Origin of the sequence: Micromonospora sp. A3M-1-15 (genome assembly GCF_024213425.1) — a bacterium.
Taxonomy (GTDB): Bacteria; Actinomycetota; Actinomycetes; order Mycobacteriales; family Micromonosporaceae; genus Micromonospora; species Micromonospora chersina.
Genome location: NZ_JANAVK010000003.1, coordinates 997,994 through 1,016,420 on the forward strand (window position 1 = coordinate 997,994; position 18,427 = coordinate 1,016,420).

Consider the following 18,427-nt stretch of genomic DNA (forward strand, 5'->3'; position numbering starts at 1 on the left):
TGGTCACCGGTTGGCTGGGCGCCCTGTATCCCGAGCAGGTGGTCGGCATTCACATGATCCATCCACCGTTCCCGGCACCACGTGCGGGCGCAGCCGCGGGGCGGGCGCCGGCCCGGGCGGTGGCCGGCGCGGCGCGTCCGGACGGGGCAACGCCGCCAGGATCAGCCCGAGGAGCGTCACCGCGACCACCCCGTCGAGCCAGTAGTGGTTGCCCGTGCCGACCACCACCAGCAGGGTGAGCACTGGGTGGGCCAGCCACAGCCACCGCCACCGCCCGGCGCTGACCGCCACGAGCACGACGGCCACGGCCACGGCCCAGCCGACGTGCAGGGAGGGCATCGCGGCGTACTGGTTGCTCAGCGTGTCGGCCTCCGGCGGGCCGTAGACGGCGGGGCCGTACCGGCGACCGGTGTCCACCAGGCCGGTGAGCGCGGTCATCCGGGGCGGGGCGAGCGGGACGAGGACGTGCAGGGCCAGCGCCGAGGCGGTGAGCGCGGCGAGCGCCCGCCGCATCCAGCGGTAGTGCGCGGGATGGCGGAGGTAGAGCCAGACCAGGCACAGCGCGGTGGCCGGGAAGTGCACGTACGCGTAGTAGCAGTTGGCCAGCCGGACCGGCAGCTCGTGGACGAGCAGCGGCGCCTGCACGGCCGCCTCGTCGGGCAGGTGCAGCAGGCGCTCGATCCACCAGATCCGCTCCCCGTTCACCTGCGCGTCGGCGGACCGCCCGGCCACCGCCAGCCGGCCCGCCTTGTACGCGAGGAAGAGCACGGCGACGAGGATCAGCTCGCGGACCGCACGGCGTACCGCCCCGCCCGGCCGCGCTTCGACCGGCCGTGCGTGGACGGCCACCGGCGGCGGCGGCGCGGGCTGCGTGGTGTCCACAGCGCCTCGATTCGGTCACGGCCGGCGTACGCCGGCCCGGGTGGGCACGGACCAGGGCCGCCGCCGGCATCGGCGACGGCCCTGGGACGACGGGGCGTCAGCGGCGGGCGCGTTCGCCCGGGCCCGTGACGTCCACGGCCACCTCGTCGAAGGCGGGCGCCCCGTCGACCGCGTCGGCCGCGACGGCGACCGAGCGGGCGGTGTCGGGCAGGTCCAGGCTGGACCGCAGGGTGACCGGCTTGAGCAACAGCGCGGCCAGGATCCCGACGACCGCGATGGCGGCGGAGATCAGGAAGATGTGCCCGGTCGCGTCACCATACGCGGCCCGCACAATGTTCTGCACCGGCTCGGGCAGCGCGGCGAGGTTGAGCGTGCTGCCTCCGCTGCCGCCCGAGGTGGGGATCCCGGCCGCGGCCAGGTCGTGGGTGATCCGGTCGGCCACCCGGCGGGCGAGCACCGCGCCGAGCACCGACACGCCGATGGTGCCGCCGAGGGAACGGAAGAACGCCACCGTCGAGCTGGCCGCGCCGATGTCCTTGAGCGCCACGGAGTTCTGCACCGCGAGCACCAGGTTCTGCATGGTCATGCCGACGCCCACGCCGACGACGAACATGGCGGCGCCGACTAGGACCAGCGAGGTCTCGTGGTCGATGGTGCCGAGCAGGGCGAAGCCGGCGACCAGGATGACCGACCCGGCGACGATGTACGGCTTGATCTTGCCGCTGGCGGTGATCAGCCGGCCGGCGACGATCGAGGAGAGCAGCACGCCGGCCATCATCGGGATGGTGAGCAGGCCGGCCTCGGTCGGGCTGTAGCCGCGGCCGATCTGGAAGTACTGGCCGAGGAAGACCGCGCCGCCGAACATCGCCATGCCGACCGCGAGGCTGCCCAGGATGGCCAGCGCGGTGGTGCGCTCGCGGACGATCTCCAGCGGCACGACCGGCTCGGCGGCCCGCGACTCCACGAGGACGGCCAGGGCGAGCAGCAGCACCGAGCCGCCGACCATCGCGCCGGTCTCCCAGGACAGCCAGGCGAACGAGTCGTCGACGAACGAGATCCAGACCAGCAGCAGGCTGACGCCGGCGGCGATCAGGGTGGCGCCCAGGTAGTCGATCTTCACGTTGTCCCGCCGCGCGGTGGGCAGGTGCAGGGTGGCCTGGAGCAGGAGCAGCGCGACGACCGCGACGGGCACGCCGACGAAGAAGCACCAGCGCCAGCCGAGCCAGGAGGTGTCCACGATGAGGCCGCCGAGCAGCGGCCCGCCGACCGTGGCGAGCGCCATCACACCGCCGAGGTAGCCGTTGTAGCGACCGCGCTCCCGCGGCGGGATCATCGCCGCGATGGCCACCTGGACCAGGGCCTGGAGACCGCCGACGCCGATGCCCTGGAAGGCGCGGGCGGCGATGAGCTGGCCGGCGGAGTGCGCGAAGCCGGCCGCGACCGAGCCGGCCAGGAAGACCACGATGGCGACCTGGATCAGCAGCTTCTTGTTGAACAGGTCGGCGAGCTTGCCCCAGATCGGGGTGGTCGCCGTGGCGGTGAGCAGGGTGGCGGTGACCACCCAGGTGTACTGGGTCTGCGAGCCGTTGAGGGCTCCGATGATCTTCGGTAGGGCGGTCGAGACGACCGTGCTGCTCAGCATGGCCACGAAGAGCACCAGCAACAGGCCGCTGAGGGCCTCCAGCGTCTGCCGCCGGTTCATGGGCGCGGCGTCGGCCGTCGCGGTGGGTGCGCTCATCGCGCGTCCTCCAGGTTGTCGTGTCGGGTGAGGGCGACCTCAAGATCGCGGGTGAGGCGGGCGAGCGCGGCGGACAGGGCGGCCACCTCGCCGGGGGTCCAGTCGGCGAGCGCCCGGGCGAGCACTCCGCCGTACCAGTCGTAGGCCTCGCTCAGGGCGGCACGGCCGGCCGCGGTGACCGTCAGGTGGCTTGCCCGCCGGTCCTCCGGGTCGGTACGCCGGTCCACCAGGCCGTCGGCGACCAGGGCGGCGACGGCGCGGCTGACCGTCGAGGGGTCGAGCCGACTCCGTTCCGCCAGGTCCCGGGCGTGGCAGCCGGTGTCGGCGTCCCGGTCGATGTGCCGGAGCAGGCCCACGAGGCCGGGCGGCACGGCCGGCCGGTCGTCCGCGCGCCGCTGCTTGAGCAGCCGCACGCCGGTCAGCAGATCCTGCAACCGGGTGACGAGCTCCTGACGGGTGGCGTCCACTCTTCCCCTCCCCTGCCTTGGTTGCCTCAAGCAATCATTCGCGAATCTTGCGCAGTAGGCAAGTTTGCTCATTGAGAAACGGATCACGTACGCTGGGAGCCATGGAGGAGGCCACCGGGCTGCGGGAGCGCAAGAAGGCGGCGACCCGCCTCGCCCTGCACGAGGCGGCCCTGCGCCTCGCCGCCGAGCAGGGGCCGGACCGGGTCACCGTCGAGGCGATCGCCGACGCCGCCAACGTGTCCCGGCGCACGTTCTCCAACTACTTCTCCAGCAAGGAGGAGGCGCTCTTCCACGGCGACACCATGCGGCTGCGCCGCCTGCTGGAACTGATCGCCGAGCAACCCGCCGACCTGCCACCCTGGGCGGCGCTGAGCCGTGCCGCGCTGCGCCAGGCCGACGAGATGTACGGCGAGACCGCCGAATCGTGGCTCGACCGGCGCCGCCGGCTGCACGGAAACCCGGGCCTGGTGGCGCACCAGGTGGCCGCGTACACGGCGATCGAGCGGGAGCTGGCCGGGGAGATCGGCCGCCGGCTCACCGGCGCCGACGCGGCGCTGCGCGCCCGGATCCTCGCCGCGACCTTCCTGGCGACCCTGCGGGTCGCCGTCCAACAGTGGATCGAGGCGCCGGACCAGCCGCTGACCGGCACGCTCCGGACCGCGCTCGCCCACGCCACCCCGGCGGCCGGCTGACTGTCGGAGGGTGGGGCTAGCGTCCTCGGCGTGGTCACCGTCGACGAGGTCCGCGCCCTGGCCCGCACGCTCCCCCGCACCAGCGAGCACCTGATCCACGACCGGATCAAGTTCCGGGTGGGCGCGATCGTCTACGTCGCGTTCAGCCGCGACGAGCAGACCATGGGCTTCGGCTACCCCAAGGAGCAGCGGGACGGGCTGATCGCCGCCGAGCCGGCCCTGTTCTTCCTCCCCCGCCCCTCCGACCTGCGGTTCAACTGGGTCTGCTGCCATCTGGAGCGGCTCGACCACGACCAGATGACCGAGCTGGTCTGCGAGGCGTGGCGGATGGTGGTGCCGAAGTTCCTGGCCCGCCAGCGGCTCGGTGAACCCGGGCCGCCGGGGCTTCGGTGAGAGCGGTACCACGCCGTACGGTCCCGGCATGAGCGGCACCACGACATCCACGGCGGCCGTGCGGCCGTACCGGCCCGCCGACCACGACGCGGTCTACGACATCTGCGTCCGCACCGCCGACGCCGGCGGCGACGCCCGCGGGAGGTACGCCTCCGACGACCTCATGCCCGACCTCTTCGCCGGCCCCTACGTGCACCTCGAACCGGATCTGGCGTTCGTGCTGGCCGACGCCGGCCGGGTGGTCGGCTACGTGGTGGGCACCGCCGACACCCCCGCCTTCGTCCGCGCCTACCGGCGCGTCTGGATCCCCCGGCTGGCACACCGCTACCCCGAGCCGGCCGGCGACCCGCGCACCCCGGACGAGGAGATGATCGCCCTGCACCACCACCCCGAGCGGATGCTGGTGCCGGAGCTGGCCGGCTACCCGGCCCACCTGCACATCGACCTGCTCCCCAGCCACCAGGGGCGCGGCCACGGCCGGCGGCTGCTGGAGACGTTCCTGGCCGCCGCCGCCCGGGCCGGCGCGCCCGCGCTGCACGTCGGCATGGTCACCGCGAACGTCCGCGCCCGCGGCTTCTACGACCGGCTGGGCTTCCACGTGATCCCGGTGCCGGACCCGGGCCCGGTCACCTACCTGGGGCGGTCCACCCGCTGACGCGCCGGCCGGGATGCGGGTCGATTCCGCCCCGGGGCCCCGCCCGCCGCTGACAGACTCGGTCGGTGGGCCGCGACGGGTGGGGCAAGGGGCTGGGACCCGGCGTACCGGTCGCCCCAGCCGCCCGGGTGGACAAGTTCGAGGTCTTCTTCGACCTCGTCTTCGTGGTGTCGTTCTTCATCATCACCCGGGCCACCGCCGCGAACGTGACTCCGCGGGAACTGCTGCACGCCATGCTGGTGCTCGCCGTGCTCTGGTGGTGCTGGGTCGTGCACAGCGCGGTGGCCACCCGGCTCCGGCTGGGCGAGGGCTTCGTGCCGGTGCTCATGGTGATCGGCATGGTGGCGCTCTTCACCTTCGCGCTGGCGCTGCCGCAGACCTTCGGCGACCTCCAGCAGGGCACGGCCGGGCCGATCCTGGTCACCGTCAGCTACATGGTGATCCGCGCCGTACACATAGCGCTCTACGCGTACGCCACCCGGGGTGACCCGCCGGCCCGGAGCAAGCTCTGGCAGCTCGCCCCCGAGGTGCTGATCACCACCTGCCTGCTGCTGGTCGCGGCACTGCTCCCGCCCGAGGTCGACGATCCCGGCCTCGGGCTCTGGCTGCGCGACGGGCTCTGGATCGCCGTGGTGGTCATCCAGTACGCCAGCGGGCTGCTGGCCGGCGCGGAGGGCTGGCAGATCACCTCGGCCGAGCACTGGACCGAGCGCTACGACCTGATCCTGATCATCGCGCTGGGCGAGTCGGTGATCTCGGTCGGGGTCGGCGGCAACCTGCTCGGCAAGCCGGTGACCTGGCCCGCCATCCCGGCGGCGATCTTCGGCATCCTGTTCACCGCGGCGCTCTGGTGGGTGCACTTCGACATGATCGGCCCGGCCGCCCGGATCGCGCTGCACGCCGCCGAGGGCCGCCCGCGGGTGGCGATGGCCCGCGACGCGTACGCCTATCTCTACCTGCCCATGATCGCCGGGGTGATCCTGTTCGCGATCGGCGCGGAGGAGCTGGTGCGGACCATCACCGACCCGGTCGGCGGGGTGGCCGAGCGGGCCCACGGCCCGGCGGTGCCACTGCTCTTCGCCGGCGTGATGCTCTATCTCGCCGCGGACATGGCGTTCCAGCTGCGCACCCTGCGGACCGTGTCGTGGACCCGGGTCGCCGCCCTCGCCGCGCTCGCCGCCGGGCTGCCGGTCGGCCGGCACCTGCCGGCGCTCGCCGCGCTCGGGCTGCTCACCGCGATCTGCATCGCGCTCGTCGCGGTGGAACTGGTGATGATGGCGGATGCCCGCGTCGCGTTGCGCCGGGCCGTCTACGAGGAGAAGGCCAGCCACGAGGCGGGCGAGGCGGCGTTCCGCGCCCGCTGGCACGACGGCGGCCCGGAGCGGCCCGAGGAGTAGGGATCGCCGGTCCGCGGGACGACCCTTAGAGTCTCCGCGTGATCGAGATCGCCACCGAGGTCGACCTGTTCCACCCGCCGGCACGGATCTGGCGGGCGCTCACGGAACGGGAACTGCTCGCCAAGTGGTTCGCCGGAAGCGAGTCGCTGGGTGAGCGGACGCTGCTGCGGACCTCGGGGCTGCCCGGGTACGACGCCGACACCGAGGTGGAGGTGGTCGAGCTGCGCGCGCCGGAGCGGCTGGTGCTGCGCTGCCGCGAGGCGGACCGGAGCACCCGGCTGGCCTGCGACATCGTCGCCACCGGTCACGGCTCCCGGCTGTCCGTGCGGGAGGTGCTGGAGGAGGGCGACTGGGACGCCGACCGGCGCGCCGAGCAGCACCAGGCGGCGGTGACCGGCCGGCTCCCGGCGATCCTCGACTGGCTCGCGTTCCAGCAGGTCGACCTGCGCCGCGCCGAGGGCGGGCTGACCGCCGAACTGCCGGTGGTCGGGCTGCTCGGCGACGTACGCAGCCGGGCCGGCCGTCGCCGGGCGGTGCTCGTGGCCGCGGTGCTGGTGGTGCTCGGGGCGGCCGCCGGGGTGACGGTGTGGGCCACCCGGCCCGCGCCGCCGGCGCCGGCCGCCCCGCCGCCGTCGGCGCCGCTCGTGGTGCCGTCGGCGAGCAGCGAATCGCCGAAGGCGACGCCGTCGCGGGTCACGCCGTCGGCCACCCGCCGCAGCGCCACGCCGGACCCGACCCCGTCCGCCTCCCCCACCCGTACGCCGAGTCCGAGTCCGTCGCCGGCCGCTGCGCTGACCGCCAGCTACGAGACCGTCTCCGACCGGGTCTTCGGCTACCGGGGCCAGGTGGTGCTCAGTAATCGCGGTCCGGCGGCGCTGTCGGGCTGGGCGGTGACCGTCACGCTCGGCGACGACGCCACCGTCGGCACCGTCAACGGGGCCGAGGCGAAGCAGGACGGGCCGGTGGTCACCTTCACCGGCGCGGATGTGCCGGCGGGCGGGTCGGCCACCATCCGGTTCGACGTGCGGGATCCCGACCTGACGGCCACGCGGCCGGAGGGCTGCACGGTGGACGGGGCGGCCTGCGCCGGGCTGTGAGCGGAGTGCCGGGTCGGCGACGGGCCGCCGGGAGGCGTGTCCTCCCGGCGGCCCGCCGACCGGAGGGTCAGTTGCGGTTGATGGTGAACGTGCTTGTCGTGTTCCGGATGTCCTGGTAGTTGTCGGTCAGCCGGAGGTTGGTGAAGGTGGCGGAGCCGACCGCCGGGCCCTGCCCCGGCTCGGGCATCTCGTTGGCCCAGATCCCGAAGCCCGACTTGGCGTCGAAGGCGTCGCCGCTGCGCCTCGCCCCGGAGATCGACACGTTGGTGAGGACCGTGTCGGTGACCGGGTTCTCCGGTTGGCTGCCGTTGTACTTGGTCTGGAACATGATTCCGGAGTAGGTCGGGTCGACGATGTCCACGTCGGACACCCGGATGCCGCGGAACTCCTTGGAGGCGGAGAACAGCCACATCGCGGGGAACGTCTGCGCACCCCAGAAGTGCCCACCCGCCCGGATCAGCGAGACGTTCTGGAACTGGGTGGGCGGGCTGGCGCCGAACCCGACGAACGGGTAGCCGAAGTCCAGCGAGCTGATGGTGATGCCCGAGTACGTCAGCATGTCGGCGATGTAGAGGTTGCGGAAGATGTTGTCGTAGCCGCCGTACACGGCCACCCCGGCGGCCCGCCAGGTGAGCGTGGCGGTCAGGTTCTCGAACACGTTGCCGTGGTTGCCGCCCGAGCCGCCCTGGTCGGTCGCGGAGAACAGCGCGAAGGCGTCGTCGCCGTTGGAGCGGCCCTCCGAGTTGGTGACGTGGTTGTCGGTGCTGCCGTTGGTCATGTTCACGGCGTCGGCGAAGGTGTCGCGGAACCGGCTGTCCCGGATGGTCAGCCCGCTGACGCTCACCCCCCAGTACGCGCAGACGGTGTGCTCCACCCAGACGCTGTCCAGCGTCATGTTGTCGACGTCCTTCAGCTCACCCCACACCTTGCCGGGACCGTCGATCCGGTTGGTGTAGTTGCCGAAGAACGCCAGGTGGGCGAAGGTCGACCCGCTCGCCGAGGACTCCACCCGGAACCCGGCGTCGGTGTTCTGCTGGTTGGTGGGCGTCTGGAAGCGGGTGTACCACATGCCCGCGCCGACCACCGTTACCGGCTTGCCGTACACCTGGAACTTCTGCGCGGTGTCGTAGGTGCCCGGCGGCAGGTAGACGCCGACCAGGTTGCCGGTGGTGTCCATCCGGACGGCGTCCAGCGCGTTCTGCACGTCGGCGTGGCTGAAGCCGTTTGGCACCTTGTAGCGGGCCGGGTCCGGGTTGGCCCGCGGCGACACCAGCTCGGTGTTGACGAAGTCGATCGCGTACGTGGTGCTGTTGGCCGGGTCCTTCTGGAGCCGGATGGTGGCGCCGGCCGGGACTGTCGAGTTCAGCATCACGTTGGCCTCGTCGTACAGGTGGCGGGGTGCGCCGGCGCCCGGCGAGTCGCTCGGGCCCGCCTCGGCCCCGTAGAGCCAGATGTGCTTCGAGGTCAGGTTGATCGGCTTGTGCAGCACCCCGTTGACGTAGATGTTCAACGTCGAGTCGATCCCGGCGCCGCCCGGCGCGTCGGGGATGGAGAAGCGGGTGATCAGGGTGTTGGTGGCCGCCCGGGTGGTCCACTCGACGTACGCGCCGGTGGTGTTCAGGGTGACCGCCCGGCGGCCGGACGCCTCGCCGGCCAGGTCGCCGATGGTCCGGTTCGGCCCGAGCACCTGCGCGCCGCCGCCGACCCGGCCGTCCTCGGCCTCGTACGTGTCGTACGGGACGTTCGCGCCCCGCCCCATGAACAGCGGCCGGTCGCTTGTGTTGTTCTGCTGCTTGACCGGCAGTTCGTTGGCGTCGGCGGCGAGCGCCACCCGCACGGTGTACCTCCCGTTCGCCGCCGTCCAGGTGCCCAGGCCGACCGGCGGGCTGGTCGCCCCGGCCGCCAGGGTGCCGCTGTACGAGCCGGTGAGGGTGCGCACCACCGCGCCGCTGTCGCTGAGCACGGTGAGGGTGATGCCGTGCGCCCCGCCGGCCGAGGCGACCGTGCCCTGGTTGCGGATCGACACCGCGAAGCTGACCGTGGCACCGGCGCTCGGCGTGCCGGGTGACCAGCTCACCGCCCCGGCGACCAGGTCGGAGCTGGGCACCGCGCTGACGGTCAGCGAGGCGGTCCGGCTGTTGTTCGACTCGTTCTGCTCGATGACCGTGTTCGCCTCGTCGGCCGTGGCGGTCACCTCGTAGGTGCCGGCGTTGCGCGCGCCGATGGTGAGGGTGACGGTCGCCGAGGCGCCGGCCGCGAGCGCGCCGACGGCCGCGGTGCCGACCTTCGTCGTACCCAGGGAGAAGGTCACCGCGGAGGCGGCGGCCGGCGCGGTGCCGGCGTTGCGGACGGTGGCGGAGAGCGTGACCGGGTCGGTCTCCACCGGCGCGGACGGCGCCGCGGACAGGGCGGTGACGGTGAGATCCGGGTTCGGCGCCGGGGTGCCGATCACCTGGAACTCGGCGACCTGCCCGTTGGACGAGCCCGAGTTGGCGGTGAACTGGAGCCGCACGTCCGCGGCGGTGGCGCTCACCGGGATGGTCACCGTGTTGCTGCTGGTCGGGCTGAACGAGTACGTCGCCGAGCCGACCACGCTGGTGAAGCCGGATGCGGACTGCTCCCGGCCGAGCACCTGGAAGGTCTGCGTGCGCGGCCCCCACACCGGGTCCGGGTTCAGCTTGACCACGATCGCGCTGATGCTGGCGTTGGCGCCCAGCGCGACGGTCAGCGTGCTCGGGTACGCCCCCGGCGCGCCCTCCCAGTAGGTCGTCACGTCGCCGTCGTTGGCGTTGACCGCGTTGAAGACGTGCACCACCGAGGAGGCGGTGATCGGCTTGCCGGCGGCCAGGTTGCTGCCGGTCGGGGTGCTGCCGGTGCGGGTGACCGTGTTGGAGGTCGCCGAGACGTTCCCGGCGGCGTCCCGGGCCCGGACGAAGTAGGAGACGGTGGCGCTGTCCGGCTGGCTGTCGGTCCAGGTCAGGGTCGAGCCGTTGACGCTGCCGCGCAGCGCGTTGTCGGCGTAGACGTCGTAGCCGGTGACGCCGACGTTGTCGGTCGACGCCGTCCAGGTCAGCCGGATCTGCCCGCTCGCCGGCTGGGTGTACGCCAGGTTGCCCGGCGCGGTCGGCGCCGTGGTGTCCCCGGTGTTGCCGGTGCGGGTGACGGTGTTGCTGTTGGCCGACTGGTTGCCGGCCGCGTCGCGGGCCCGCACGTAGTAGGAGACGGTGGCTCCGGCCGGCTGCGTGTCGGTCCAGGTCAGCGTCGAACCGCTGACGCTGGTGCGCAGCGTGCCGTTGGCGTAGACGTCGTAGCCGGTGACGCCGACGTTGTCGGTGGACGCCGTCCAGGTGAGCCGGACCTGGTCGGCGGCGGGCTCGGTGAGGGTCAGGTTGCCGGGGGCGCTCGGCGGCTGGGTGTCGCCGGTGGCCGGGCCGTAGACCTCCAGCTCGGCGAGCTGGCCGGCGGGCCAGCCGGTGTTGGCGGTGAACAGCAGCCGCACGTACCGGGTGGTGGCCGTGCCGACGGTGACGGTGACCGTGTTGCCGCCGGCGGGGTCGAACGCGTACCCGGCGGAGGCGACGAGGGTCGTGAAGGTGGACCCGTCGGTGCTGCCCTGCACGGTCAGCGTCTGGGTGCGCGCGGGCCAGCCGGTGGGCAGCTTGAGCACCACCTTGTTGACCGCCACGGCGGCGCCGAGGTCGACCCGGATCCACTGCGGGAACGCGTTGTTGGCGCTCTCCCAGTAGGTGGCCGGGTTGCCGTCGTTGGCGTTGCCCGCGCCGTAGACGTCGGAGTGACCGCTCTCCGCCATGGTCCGGCCCAGGGCGAGGTTCGTCGACGAGTTCGCGGTCCCGTACACCTCCAGCTCGGCGAGCTGCGCGGCGGCCCAGCCGGTGTTGGCGGTGACGGTGATCCGGACGTGCCGGGTGCTGGCGGCCGGGAAGCTCAGCGTGACCGTGTTGCCGTTGGCCGGGCTGAACGTGCGTCCGGCCGACGCGAGCAGGGTGGTGAAGCTGCTGCCGTCGGTGCTGCCCTGCACCGACAGGGTCTCGGTGCGCGACTCCCAGCCGGTGGGGAGCTTCAGCACGACCTGGTCGACCGCCTGGGCGGACCCGAGGTCGATCTGGGCCCACTGGGGGAAGGTGCTGCCGGCGCTCTCCCAGTAGCTGCCGGCGTTGCCGTCGGTGAGGTTGCCGGCCGCGTACGGGCCGTTGGCGCTGCTGGCGGTGGCGGTGCGGCCGAGTGCGAGGTTGGGGCCGCCGGCCGCGGCGGCGGGTGACGGGGGCGGGGCCGTGACGGCCAGCGCGACCGCGGCGAGCACCGCGACCAGCCGGGTACGGAATCTGGACATGGTGGAGGGACACCTTCTTCCGGGGACGTGGAGAGGTGGTGTGGTGGGGGGTGGGACGGGGTCCCCGCCGCGCCGCGGGGACCCCGGGGCGGTCAGGTGGCGTACACCTCGAACTCGCCGAGCTGGCCGGCGGGCCAGCCGGTGTTGCCGGTGAAGGTCAGCCGCAGGTACCGGCGGCCGGCGGACGGGAAGGTGACGGTGGCGGTGTTGCCGCTGGCCGGATCGAAGGTGTAGCCGGCCGACGCCTTCACCGTGGTCCAGGTCGACCCGTCGGTGGAGCCGAGCACCGACAGGGTCTGCGTGCGGGTCTGCCAGGCCGAGGACGGCGGCAGCTTCAGCACGACCCGGGACACCGGGTACGTCGCGCCGAGGTCCACGGTGATCGACTGCGGGAAGGCGTTGTTGGCGCTCTCCCAGTAGGTGCCGGCGTTGCCGTCGACCGTGTTGGCCGCGCCGTACACGTCGGCGTGGCTGGTCTCGGTGACCGGCCGCCCGGCGGCCAGGTTGCCGCTCGGCGGCGGCGGGGTGGTGGTCGGCGGCGGCGGGGTGGTCGGCGGCGGGGTGGTGGTGCCGCCGTACACCTCGAACTCGGCGGCCTGGCCGGCAGGCCATCCGGTGTTGCCGGTGACGCTGAGCCGCAGGTGCCGCCGCTCCCCCGCGGTGAGCGGGATCGACACGGTGTTGCCGGTGGCCGGATCGAAGGTGTAGCCGGCCGACGCCTTCAGCGTGGCCCAGGTCGACCCGTCGGTGGAGCCGAGCACGGACAGCGTCTGGGTGCGCCGCTCCCAGCCCGCCGGCAGCTTGACCACGACCCGGTCGACGGTGCGCGCCGACCCGAGGTCCACGCTCAACGTCTGCGGGAACACGTTGTTGGCGCTCTCCCAGTAGGTGCCGGCGTTGCCGTCCACGGCGTTCGCCGCCGCGTACGTCTGGGTGCTGCTGGACGCGGTGGCCGGCCGGCCGAGGGCGAGGTTGCCGCCGGACGGCGGTGGGGTGGTCGGCGTCGGGCTGGGCGTCGGGCTGGGCGTCGGGCTGGTCGGGGTCGGGGTGGGCGGGGTGGACGGGCCGTTGCCCCACTGCGGCTCGGGCCAGGGCCCGCAGTACGGGCTCGCCGAGTACCAGCCGGAGTTGCCGGCGCCCTGGGTGATCTGGAAGCCGCTGCCGACGCAGTTGTACATGGGGTTGGCCTGGGCGATGCCGCTGGCCCGGACGTTGGTGAAGCTGACCTGGCTGGGCGCCTGCACCTGGAGCGCGAAGGTGCCCGCGCCGTCGATGCGCACGTTGTTCAGGTTGATCCCGCTGGTCTGCCCCTCGATCCAGTGCAGCGCCGCGTAGGAGCTGTCCAGGATGTCGGTGTCGGTGACGTTGATGGTGGCGCCCTGGATCGGCTCGTTGAGCGCCGAGAACCAGAGCGCGCCGACGCCGAAGCGCCAGTTGTAGTCGGAGTTGCCGTTGCGGATCAGGGTGTTGCGGGCGACGGTGATCGTGCCGGCGACCGCGGTGGGGCCGTTCACGCCGGGATAGCGGTTGGCCACGTGGATGCCGCCGCCGTTGGTCACCGAGTCGGCGGTGACGTTGTCGGTGATCCGGATGTCCCGGCCGCCGTAGGTGACCAGGTTGTTCGCCAGGATGGTGACGCCGACGGTGTTGAAGGTGAAGGCGTTGTTGACGTTCGGCACGCTCTGCGCCCACATGGCCAGGCCGTCGTCGCCGGTGTTGCGGACGAAGGTGTTGGTCACCGTGGAGTTGGTGACGCCCCAGTGGAAGTTCACCCCGTCGGCGGTCTGGTCGAGGATCCGGCTGTTGCGGATGGTGAAGTTGTCCATGGGTCCGTCCATCCAGGCGCCGACCTTGGTGTGCTGCAACCAGAGGTTGTCCACCACCGAGTTCGACATGGCCCCGCCCAGGGCGTTGACCTGGTCCTCGTCCACCCGCTCGCGGATGTCGCCGATGATGGCGAAGTCCCGCAGGGTGACGTTGCGGCTGGGCCCGCCGGCCTCGTGCGGCCGGATCTCGCCGCCGTAGCCGCCGCCGGGCACGTACTTGCCGTAGATGCCGGCGGCCCGCTTCCGATCGGTGGGGTGCCGGCCGCCGAGCACCGAGTACCAGGGCCCGGCGCCGCGCAGGGTCACCCCGTCGACCACCACGTGGTCCCAGAGGGTGAAGGTGCCGGCGGGGATCCAGACCGTCTTCCCCTGGGCCCGGCCGGCGTCCACGGCGGCCTGGAACTTCGCCGTCGAGTCGGTGGCGCCCGTGGGGTCGGCGCCGAAGTCGGTGACCACGTCCAGCACGCCGGCGGGCTTGGCGATCTGGCCGCCGACCAGCTCGAAGTCGGCCAGGTCGATGGTGAAGGTCGGTGACTGCGCGGTCGAGGAGACCTGGAGGCGGATCTTCGTGCCGGCCGGATAGGTCGTCCCGAACAGGGTGCGGGTCTCGTCGTAGAAGTGGTGCGGGTTCGTGTCGCCGGGGTTGTTGTTGAACGGGTACCCGCCGTAGTACCAGCCGTACCGGGAGGTGACCGGGACCGCCTTGACCAGGGCGCCGCCGGCGCGCAGGTCGATGCTGGCGTCCCGGCCGGTGCCGGCGGCGCTGTCCGGCAGGCTGTACCGGAAGGTGACCGCGTTGGCCGGCGCCGTGAGGGTGAACTCGACGTACTCGCCGACGGCGTCGAGGGTGACCGCCTCCCGGCCGGAAGCCTCGGACGGGAGGGTGCCGTAGCGGCGGTCGGGGCCGATCCGGGTGCCGGTATGGACGGCCCTCTCCGCCTCCTGCTCGACGAAGGGCACGGTCGCGCCGCGGCCCGCGATGTCGAACGGGGACAGCCCGGCGGCCCGGGCCGGGGTGGCGGTGGTGGTGAGCGCCACGACGGTGACGGAGGTGGCGGCCAGCGCGGCGCCGGCGAGGGCGGCCAGCCCCGCGCGGAGCCGGCGGCGGCGCGGGTGGTGCGGGGTGGTGTGATCGGCCATGAGGGGTGCGCTCCCTTTCGTCGGATGGCCAGGTCCCCCGTGCGGTGCGGTGTTTGCGCTCCTCCTTCCTCCTCGGGCGGCGCCGGCGGCCGGGACGGGCCGCCGACGCCGGGAACGGGCTCAGCGGGTCCGCAGCCAGACCGCGGTGTCCGGCGGCAGCCGGTCGTCGTCGAGCGGTCCGCTGGCCAGCAGCAGCCGCTCGTGCGCGGGCAGGGGCACGGCGACCGCGGAGAGGTTGACCATGCAGGCGAAGCCGGAATCGCGGGCGAAGGCGAGCACCTGGTCCGGGGCGGGCAGCCAGGTGAGCCCGCCGTCGCCGAGCGCGGACTCGGACCGGCGGATCCCGATGGCCGCCCGGTAGAGCTCCAGCATCGAGTGCGGGTCGCCGGTCTGGGCCCGGACCGTGCGGTCCTTCCAGTCGGCCGGCTGGGGCAGCCAGGGCGCGGCCGCCGCGCCGTCGGGGCTGAACCCGAACGGCGGGGTGTCACCGGCCCACGGCAGCGGCACCCGGCAGCCGTCCCGACCGGGGTCGACCCGGCCGGACCGTTCCCACATCGGGTCCTGGCGCAGCTCGTACGGGATGTCCTCGACCTCCCAGAGCCCCAGCTCCTCCCCCTGGTAGACGTACGCGGCCCCGGGCAGCGCCAGGGACAGCAGCGCGGCGGCCCGGGCCCGGCGGGTGCCGAGTTCCAGGTCGGTGGGGATCCCCTCGCGCTTGGCGGCGAAGCTGAACCGGGTGTCCGCCCGGCCGTAGCGGGTGACGTGCCGGGTGACGTCGTGGTTGGAGAGCACCCAGGTGGCCGGCGCGCCGACCGGCGCGTGGGCGCTCAGCGTTCCGTCGATGCTCTCGCGCAGGGCCGCGGCGTCCCAGGCGCAGCCCAGGAAGTCGAAGTTGAAGGCGGCGTGCAGCTCGTCCGGACGCAGGTAGTTGGCGAACCGCTGCCGGTCCGGCAGCCACACCTCGCCGATCAGGGCGCGGTCGCCCGGGTAGGAGTCGGCGACCCGCCGCCAGCCGCGGTAGATCTCGTGCACCCCGTCGAGGTCGCGGAAGGGATGCGGCCGGTCCGGCAGGGTCTCGGGCAGCGTCCCGTCCTTCACCAGCAGCCCGGCCGAGTCGATCCGGATGCCGTCCACCCCGCGGTCGAACCAGAACCGCAGGATGCCCTCGAACTCGGCGCGCACCCGCGGGTGGTCCCAGTTGAAGTCCGGCTGCTCGGGGGCGAACAGGTGCAGGTACCAGTCGCCGGGGGTGCCGTCCGGGTTGACGGTCCGCGTCCAGGTCGGGCCGCCGAACTCGCCGACCCAGTCGGTGGGCCGCTGGTCGCCGCCTGGTCCGCGGCCGGGGCGGAACCAGAACAGTTCCCGCTCGGGCGCGTCCGGCCCGCCGGCGAGGGCCGCCCGGAACCAGGGGTGCGCGTCGGAGCAGTGGTTCGGCACCACGTCGACGATGGTCCGGATGCCCAGCGCGTGCGCCTCGCTGATCAACGCCTCCGCCTCCGCGAGAGTGCCGAAGACCGGGTCGATGTCGCGGTAGTCGGCCACGTCGTAGCCGGCGTCGGCCATCGGTGAGGGGTACCAGGGGCTGAACCAGATCGCGTCGATGCCGAGCTCGGACAGGTAGTGGAGCCGGGACCGGATGCCGGCGATGTCGCCGATGCCGTCGCCACCACCGTCGGCGAAGCTCCGCGGGTACACCTGGTAGATCACCGCTCCACGCCACCACGGACCGCTGTCTGGTGTGGACACGAGCACCTGCTTTCTGCGTCGGTACGTCGGCTGGTTCGCCGGACCTGGATGTGGGGGTCGGGCGAACGGTCGTCGTTCGCCGCGGGAGGTGTCGCCGGTGGTGTGCCGGTGCGGTCAGCCCTTGAGGCTGCCGGTGGTCAGGCCCGACATGATGTTGCGCTGGAAGATCAGGAAGATGACGACGGTGGGGATCGCGGCGATGACGGAGGCGGCGATCACCACGTTCATGGGGGTGCCACCGGCGAAGGCGTAGATGCCGACGCTGACCGTCCGGGTCTCGGGCGACGGCATGACCAGCTTCGGCCAGAGGAAGTCCTTCCAGACCGCCGTCACCGCGAAGATCGAGACCACGCCGAGGATGGGGCGCGACATCGGCAGGATGATCGACCAGAGCGTGCGCAGCGGGGTGGCCCCGTCCACGAAGGCCGCCGCCATGAGGTCCTCGGGGATCGAGTCGAAGAACCGTTTCAACAGGAAGATGTTGAACGCGTTGGCGACCAGCGGCAGCCAGATGGCGAACGGCGAGTCGAGCAGGTTGAGATGCAGGATCGGCAGGTCGATCACCGTCACGTACTGCGGGACGATGAGGACCATGGCCGGGATCATCAGCGTCGCCAGCATGAGGCCGAGGATCGCGTTGCCGAAGATCGGCCGGAGTTTCGACAGCGAGTACGCCGCCGCCGTGTCCAGGACGAGTTGGAACAGCACCGCGCCGGTCGCGTAGTAGAAGGTGTTGAACAGCAACTTGGCGAGGTCCAGGTTGTTCCACGCGTCGACGTAGTTCTGCGGCTGCGGGTCCGCGGGGAACAGCGACGGCGGCGTCTGCGCGATCTCCTGGCCGGACTTGAGCGCGCCGGTGACCATCCAGTAGAGCGGCCCGACGAAGACGAGCGTGAACCCCACCACGACGACGGCGAGCAGCGTCCAGTAGATGATCCGGCCGCGTCCCCGTTCGAGCTGGGCCTGGGAGATGAGGGTCCGGGTCCCGGAGTCCTGTGCCATTCCTCGTCCGTCCTAGTCCTGTTTCGCGGTCAGCCGCACGTAGACGGCGGAGAAGCCGGCCAGCACCACGAGCATGATCACGCCGAGTGCCGCGGCGCCGTTGAGGTCGTTCTGGAAGAACCCGTGCTGGTAGATGAGGTACGCCACCGAGGTCGCCGAGTCCCCGGTGCCCGCGCCATTGGCGAGGATCAGCGGCTCGATGAAGAGCTGCATGGTGGCGACGATCTGCATCATCGCCAGGAGCGCGAGGATCAGCCGGGTCTGCGGGATGGTCACGTGCCGGATCCGCCGCCAGATCCCGGCGCCGTCGAGTTCGGCCGCCTCGTAGAGCTCGCCCGGGATGTTCTGCAGCGCCGCCAGGTAGATCAGCACGGCGCTGCCCATGTTCATCCACGTCGACGCCAGCACCATGGCCGGCATGGTCATCCCCGGTGACTGCATCCACTCCGAGGTCGGCAGGTGCAGCGCCGCGAGGACCGCGTTGAACAGGCCCGCCTCGCTGGGGTCGTACGCGTAGAACTTGAAGAGGAACAGCGCCGAGGCGGGCGGCAGCATCACCGGCAGGTAGACCAGGATCCGCAGGTAGCCCTTGGCGTGGCGGAACTCGTTGAGCAGGATCGCCACGAAGAACGGCACCGCGTACCCGAGGACGAGCGCGAGGAACGTGAAGTAGAAGGTGTTCTTCCAGGCGGTCCAGAAGCTGGGGTCGTCGATGATGCGGGTGTAGTTGTCCCAGCCCACCCAGGTCGTTTCGCCCCGGCGGGTGCGCTGGAAGCTCATCACGATGCCGCGGACCATCGGGTACCAGGAGAAGACGGCGAAGCAGACGAGCGCCCCGATGAGGAACGTGTGCCCGGTGAGGTTGTCCCGTACCTTGCGGCCGAGGCCCGCACGCCGGCGCGGTGACGGGTACGGCGGCCCGGTGCGACCCGTTCGTCTGGCGGTACCCGGGACGGTGGTGATGGCCAAGGCGTCTCCTGCGGAAGGTCGGTGGCCGGACGGTGTGCGGGCGGAGGGTGGGGGCCGGTGGTGCCGGCCCCC

At 72.5% G+C, this 18,427-nt stretch carries 13 protein-coding genes; 5 read left to right on the forward strand and 8 right to left on the reverse strand.

Annotated elements, in window-relative coordinates; genetic code table 11:
• Positions 1-3: 3 nt before the first annotated feature.
• The 3 genes from NLX85_RS19855 to NLX85_RS19865 form a co-directional block, all read right to left on the reverse strand.
• Positions 4-882 carry a phosphatase PAP2 family protein gene (locus NLX85_RS19855; RefSeq protein ID WP_254337239.1) on the reverse strand — a complete coding sequence of 293 codons (879 nt, stop codon included), beginning with the start codon at positions 880-882 and terminating at the stop codon, positions 4-6.
• 97 nt (positions 883-979) lie between these two features.
• Positions 980-2,620 (reverse strand): MDR family MFS transporter, encoded by a 1,641-nt coding sequence (locus NLX85_RS19860; RefSeq protein WP_254337241.1) that lies wholly within the window; start codon positions 2,618-2,620, stop codon positions 980-982.
• The gene (locus tag NLX85_RS19865) at positions 2,617-3,087 is read right to left on the reverse strand and encodes a MarR family winged helix-turn-helix transcriptional regulator (RefSeq protein ID WP_254337243.1); all 471 of its coding nucleotides are present in this window, start codon (positions 3,085-3,087) and stop codon (positions 2,617-2,619) included. The genes NLX85_RS19860 and NLX85_RS19865 overlap by 4 nt, the downstream gene beginning before the upstream one ends.
• A 101-nt stretch (positions 3,088-3,188) precedes the next feature.
• On the opposite strand from NLX85_RS19865, the gene NLX85_RS19870 reads away from it, so the two are divergent.
• The 5 genes from NLX85_RS19870 to NLX85_RS19890 all read left to right on the forward strand — a co-directional run bounded on the left by NLX85_RS19870 (position 3,189) and on the right by NLX85_RS19890 (position 7,321).
• Positions 3,189-3,779 carry a TetR/AcrR family transcriptional regulator gene (locus NLX85_RS19870; RefSeq protein WP_254337244.1) on the forward strand — a complete coding sequence of 197 codons (591 nt, stop codon included), beginning with the start codon at positions 3,189-3,191 and terminating at the stop codon, positions 3,777-3,779.
• 30 nt (positions 3,780-3,809) lie between these two features.
• On the forward strand, positions 3,810-4,172 hold the full coding sequence (locus NLX85_RS19875; RefSeq protein ID WP_254337247.1) for an MmcQ/YjbR family DNA-binding protein: 363 nt from the start codon (positions 3,810-3,812) through the stop codon (positions 4,170-4,172).
• Positions 4,173-4,200: 28 nt separating this feature from the next.
• Complete coding sequence (locus NLX85_RS19880) at positions 4,201-4,827, forward strand: GNAT family N-acetyltransferase (RefSeq protein WP_254337250.1); 627 nt, start codon at positions 4,201-4,203, stop codon at positions 4,825-4,827.
• A gap of 65 nt (positions 4,828-4,892) precedes the next feature.
• The gene (locus tag NLX85_RS19885; protein ID WP_254337252.1) at positions 4,893-6,224 is read left to right on the forward strand and encodes a low temperature requirement protein A; all 1,332 of its coding nucleotides are present in this window, start codon (positions 4,893-4,895) and stop codon (positions 6,222-6,224) included.
• Between the two features lie 38 nt (positions 6,225-6,262).
• Positions 6,263-7,321, forward strand: a complete 1,059-nt coding sequence (locus NLX85_RS19890; protein ID WP_254337254.1) for an SRPBCC domain-containing protein — start codon at positions 6,263-6,265, stop codon at positions 7,319-7,321.
• 67 nt (positions 7,322-7,388) lie between these two features.
• Here the strand turns inward: NLX85_RS19890 and NLX85_RS19895 are convergent, their stop codons facing one another.
• The 5 genes from NLX85_RS19895 to NLX85_RS19915 all read right to left on the reverse strand — a co-directional run bounded on the left by NLX85_RS19895 (position 7,389) and on the right by NLX85_RS19915 (position 18,355).
• A complete protein-coding gene (locus tag NLX85_RS19895) occupies positions 7,389-11,672 on the reverse strand; it encodes a discoidin domain-containing protein (RefSeq protein ID WP_254337256.1) in 4,284 nt (1,427 codons plus the stop codon).
• 92 nt (positions 11,673-11,764) lie between these two features.
• Positions 11,765-14,638, reverse strand: a complete 2,874-nt coding sequence (locus NLX85_RS19900; RefSeq protein ID WP_254337258.1) for a discoidin domain-containing protein — start codon at positions 14,636-14,638, stop codon at positions 11,765-11,767.
• A gap of 120 nt (positions 14,639-14,758) precedes the next feature.
• Entirely contained in the window at positions 14,759-16,384 is a 1,626-nt protein-coding gene (locus NLX85_RS19905; protein ID WP_254337260.1) for an alpha-amylase family glycosyl hydrolase, read from the reverse strand.
• 114 nt (positions 16,385-16,498) lie between these two features.
• Positions 16,499-17,386 carry a carbohydrate ABC transporter permease gene (locus NLX85_RS19910; RefSeq protein ID WP_254337262.1) on the reverse strand — a complete coding sequence of 296 codons (888 nt, stop codon included), beginning with the start codon at positions 17,384-17,386 and terminating at the stop codon, positions 16,499-16,501.
• A gap of 12 nt (positions 17,387-17,398) precedes the next feature.
• Positions 17,399-18,355 carry a carbohydrate ABC transporter permease gene (locus NLX85_RS19915; protein ID WP_254337264.1) on the reverse strand — a complete coding sequence of 319 codons (957 nt, stop codon included), beginning with the start codon at positions 18,353-18,355 and terminating at the stop codon, positions 17,399-17,401.
• Between the last annotated feature and the right edge of the window lie 72 nt (positions 18,356-18,427).

Excerpts from the sequence above, each read along its gene's own strand:
- NLX85_RS19860 (WP_254337241.1), bottom strand. The coding sequence starts at position 2,620 with ATGAGCGCACCCACCGCGACGGCCGACGCCGCGCCCATGAACCGGCGG.
- NLX85_RS19870 (WP_254337244.1), top strand. The coding sequence starts at position 3,189 with ATGGAGGAGGCCACCGGGCTGCGGGAGCGCAAGAAGGCGGCGACCCGC.
- NLX85_RS19880 (WP_254337250.1), top strand. The coding sequence starts at position 4,201 with ATGAGCGGCACCACGACATCCACGGCGGCCGTGCGGCCGTACCGGCCC.
- NLX85_RS19895 (WP_254337256.1), bottom strand. The coding sequence starts at position 11,672 with ATGTCCAGATTCCGTACCCGGCTGGTCGCGGTGCTCGCCGCGGTCGCG.
- NLX85_RS19900 (WP_254337258.1), bottom strand. The coding sequence starts at position 14,638 with ATGGCCGATCACACCACCCCGCACCACCCGCGCCGCCGCCGGCTCCGC.
- NLX85_RS19910 (WP_254337262.1), bottom strand. The coding sequence starts at position 17,386 with ATGGCACAGGACTCCGGGACCCGGACCCTCATCTCCCAGGCCCAGCTC.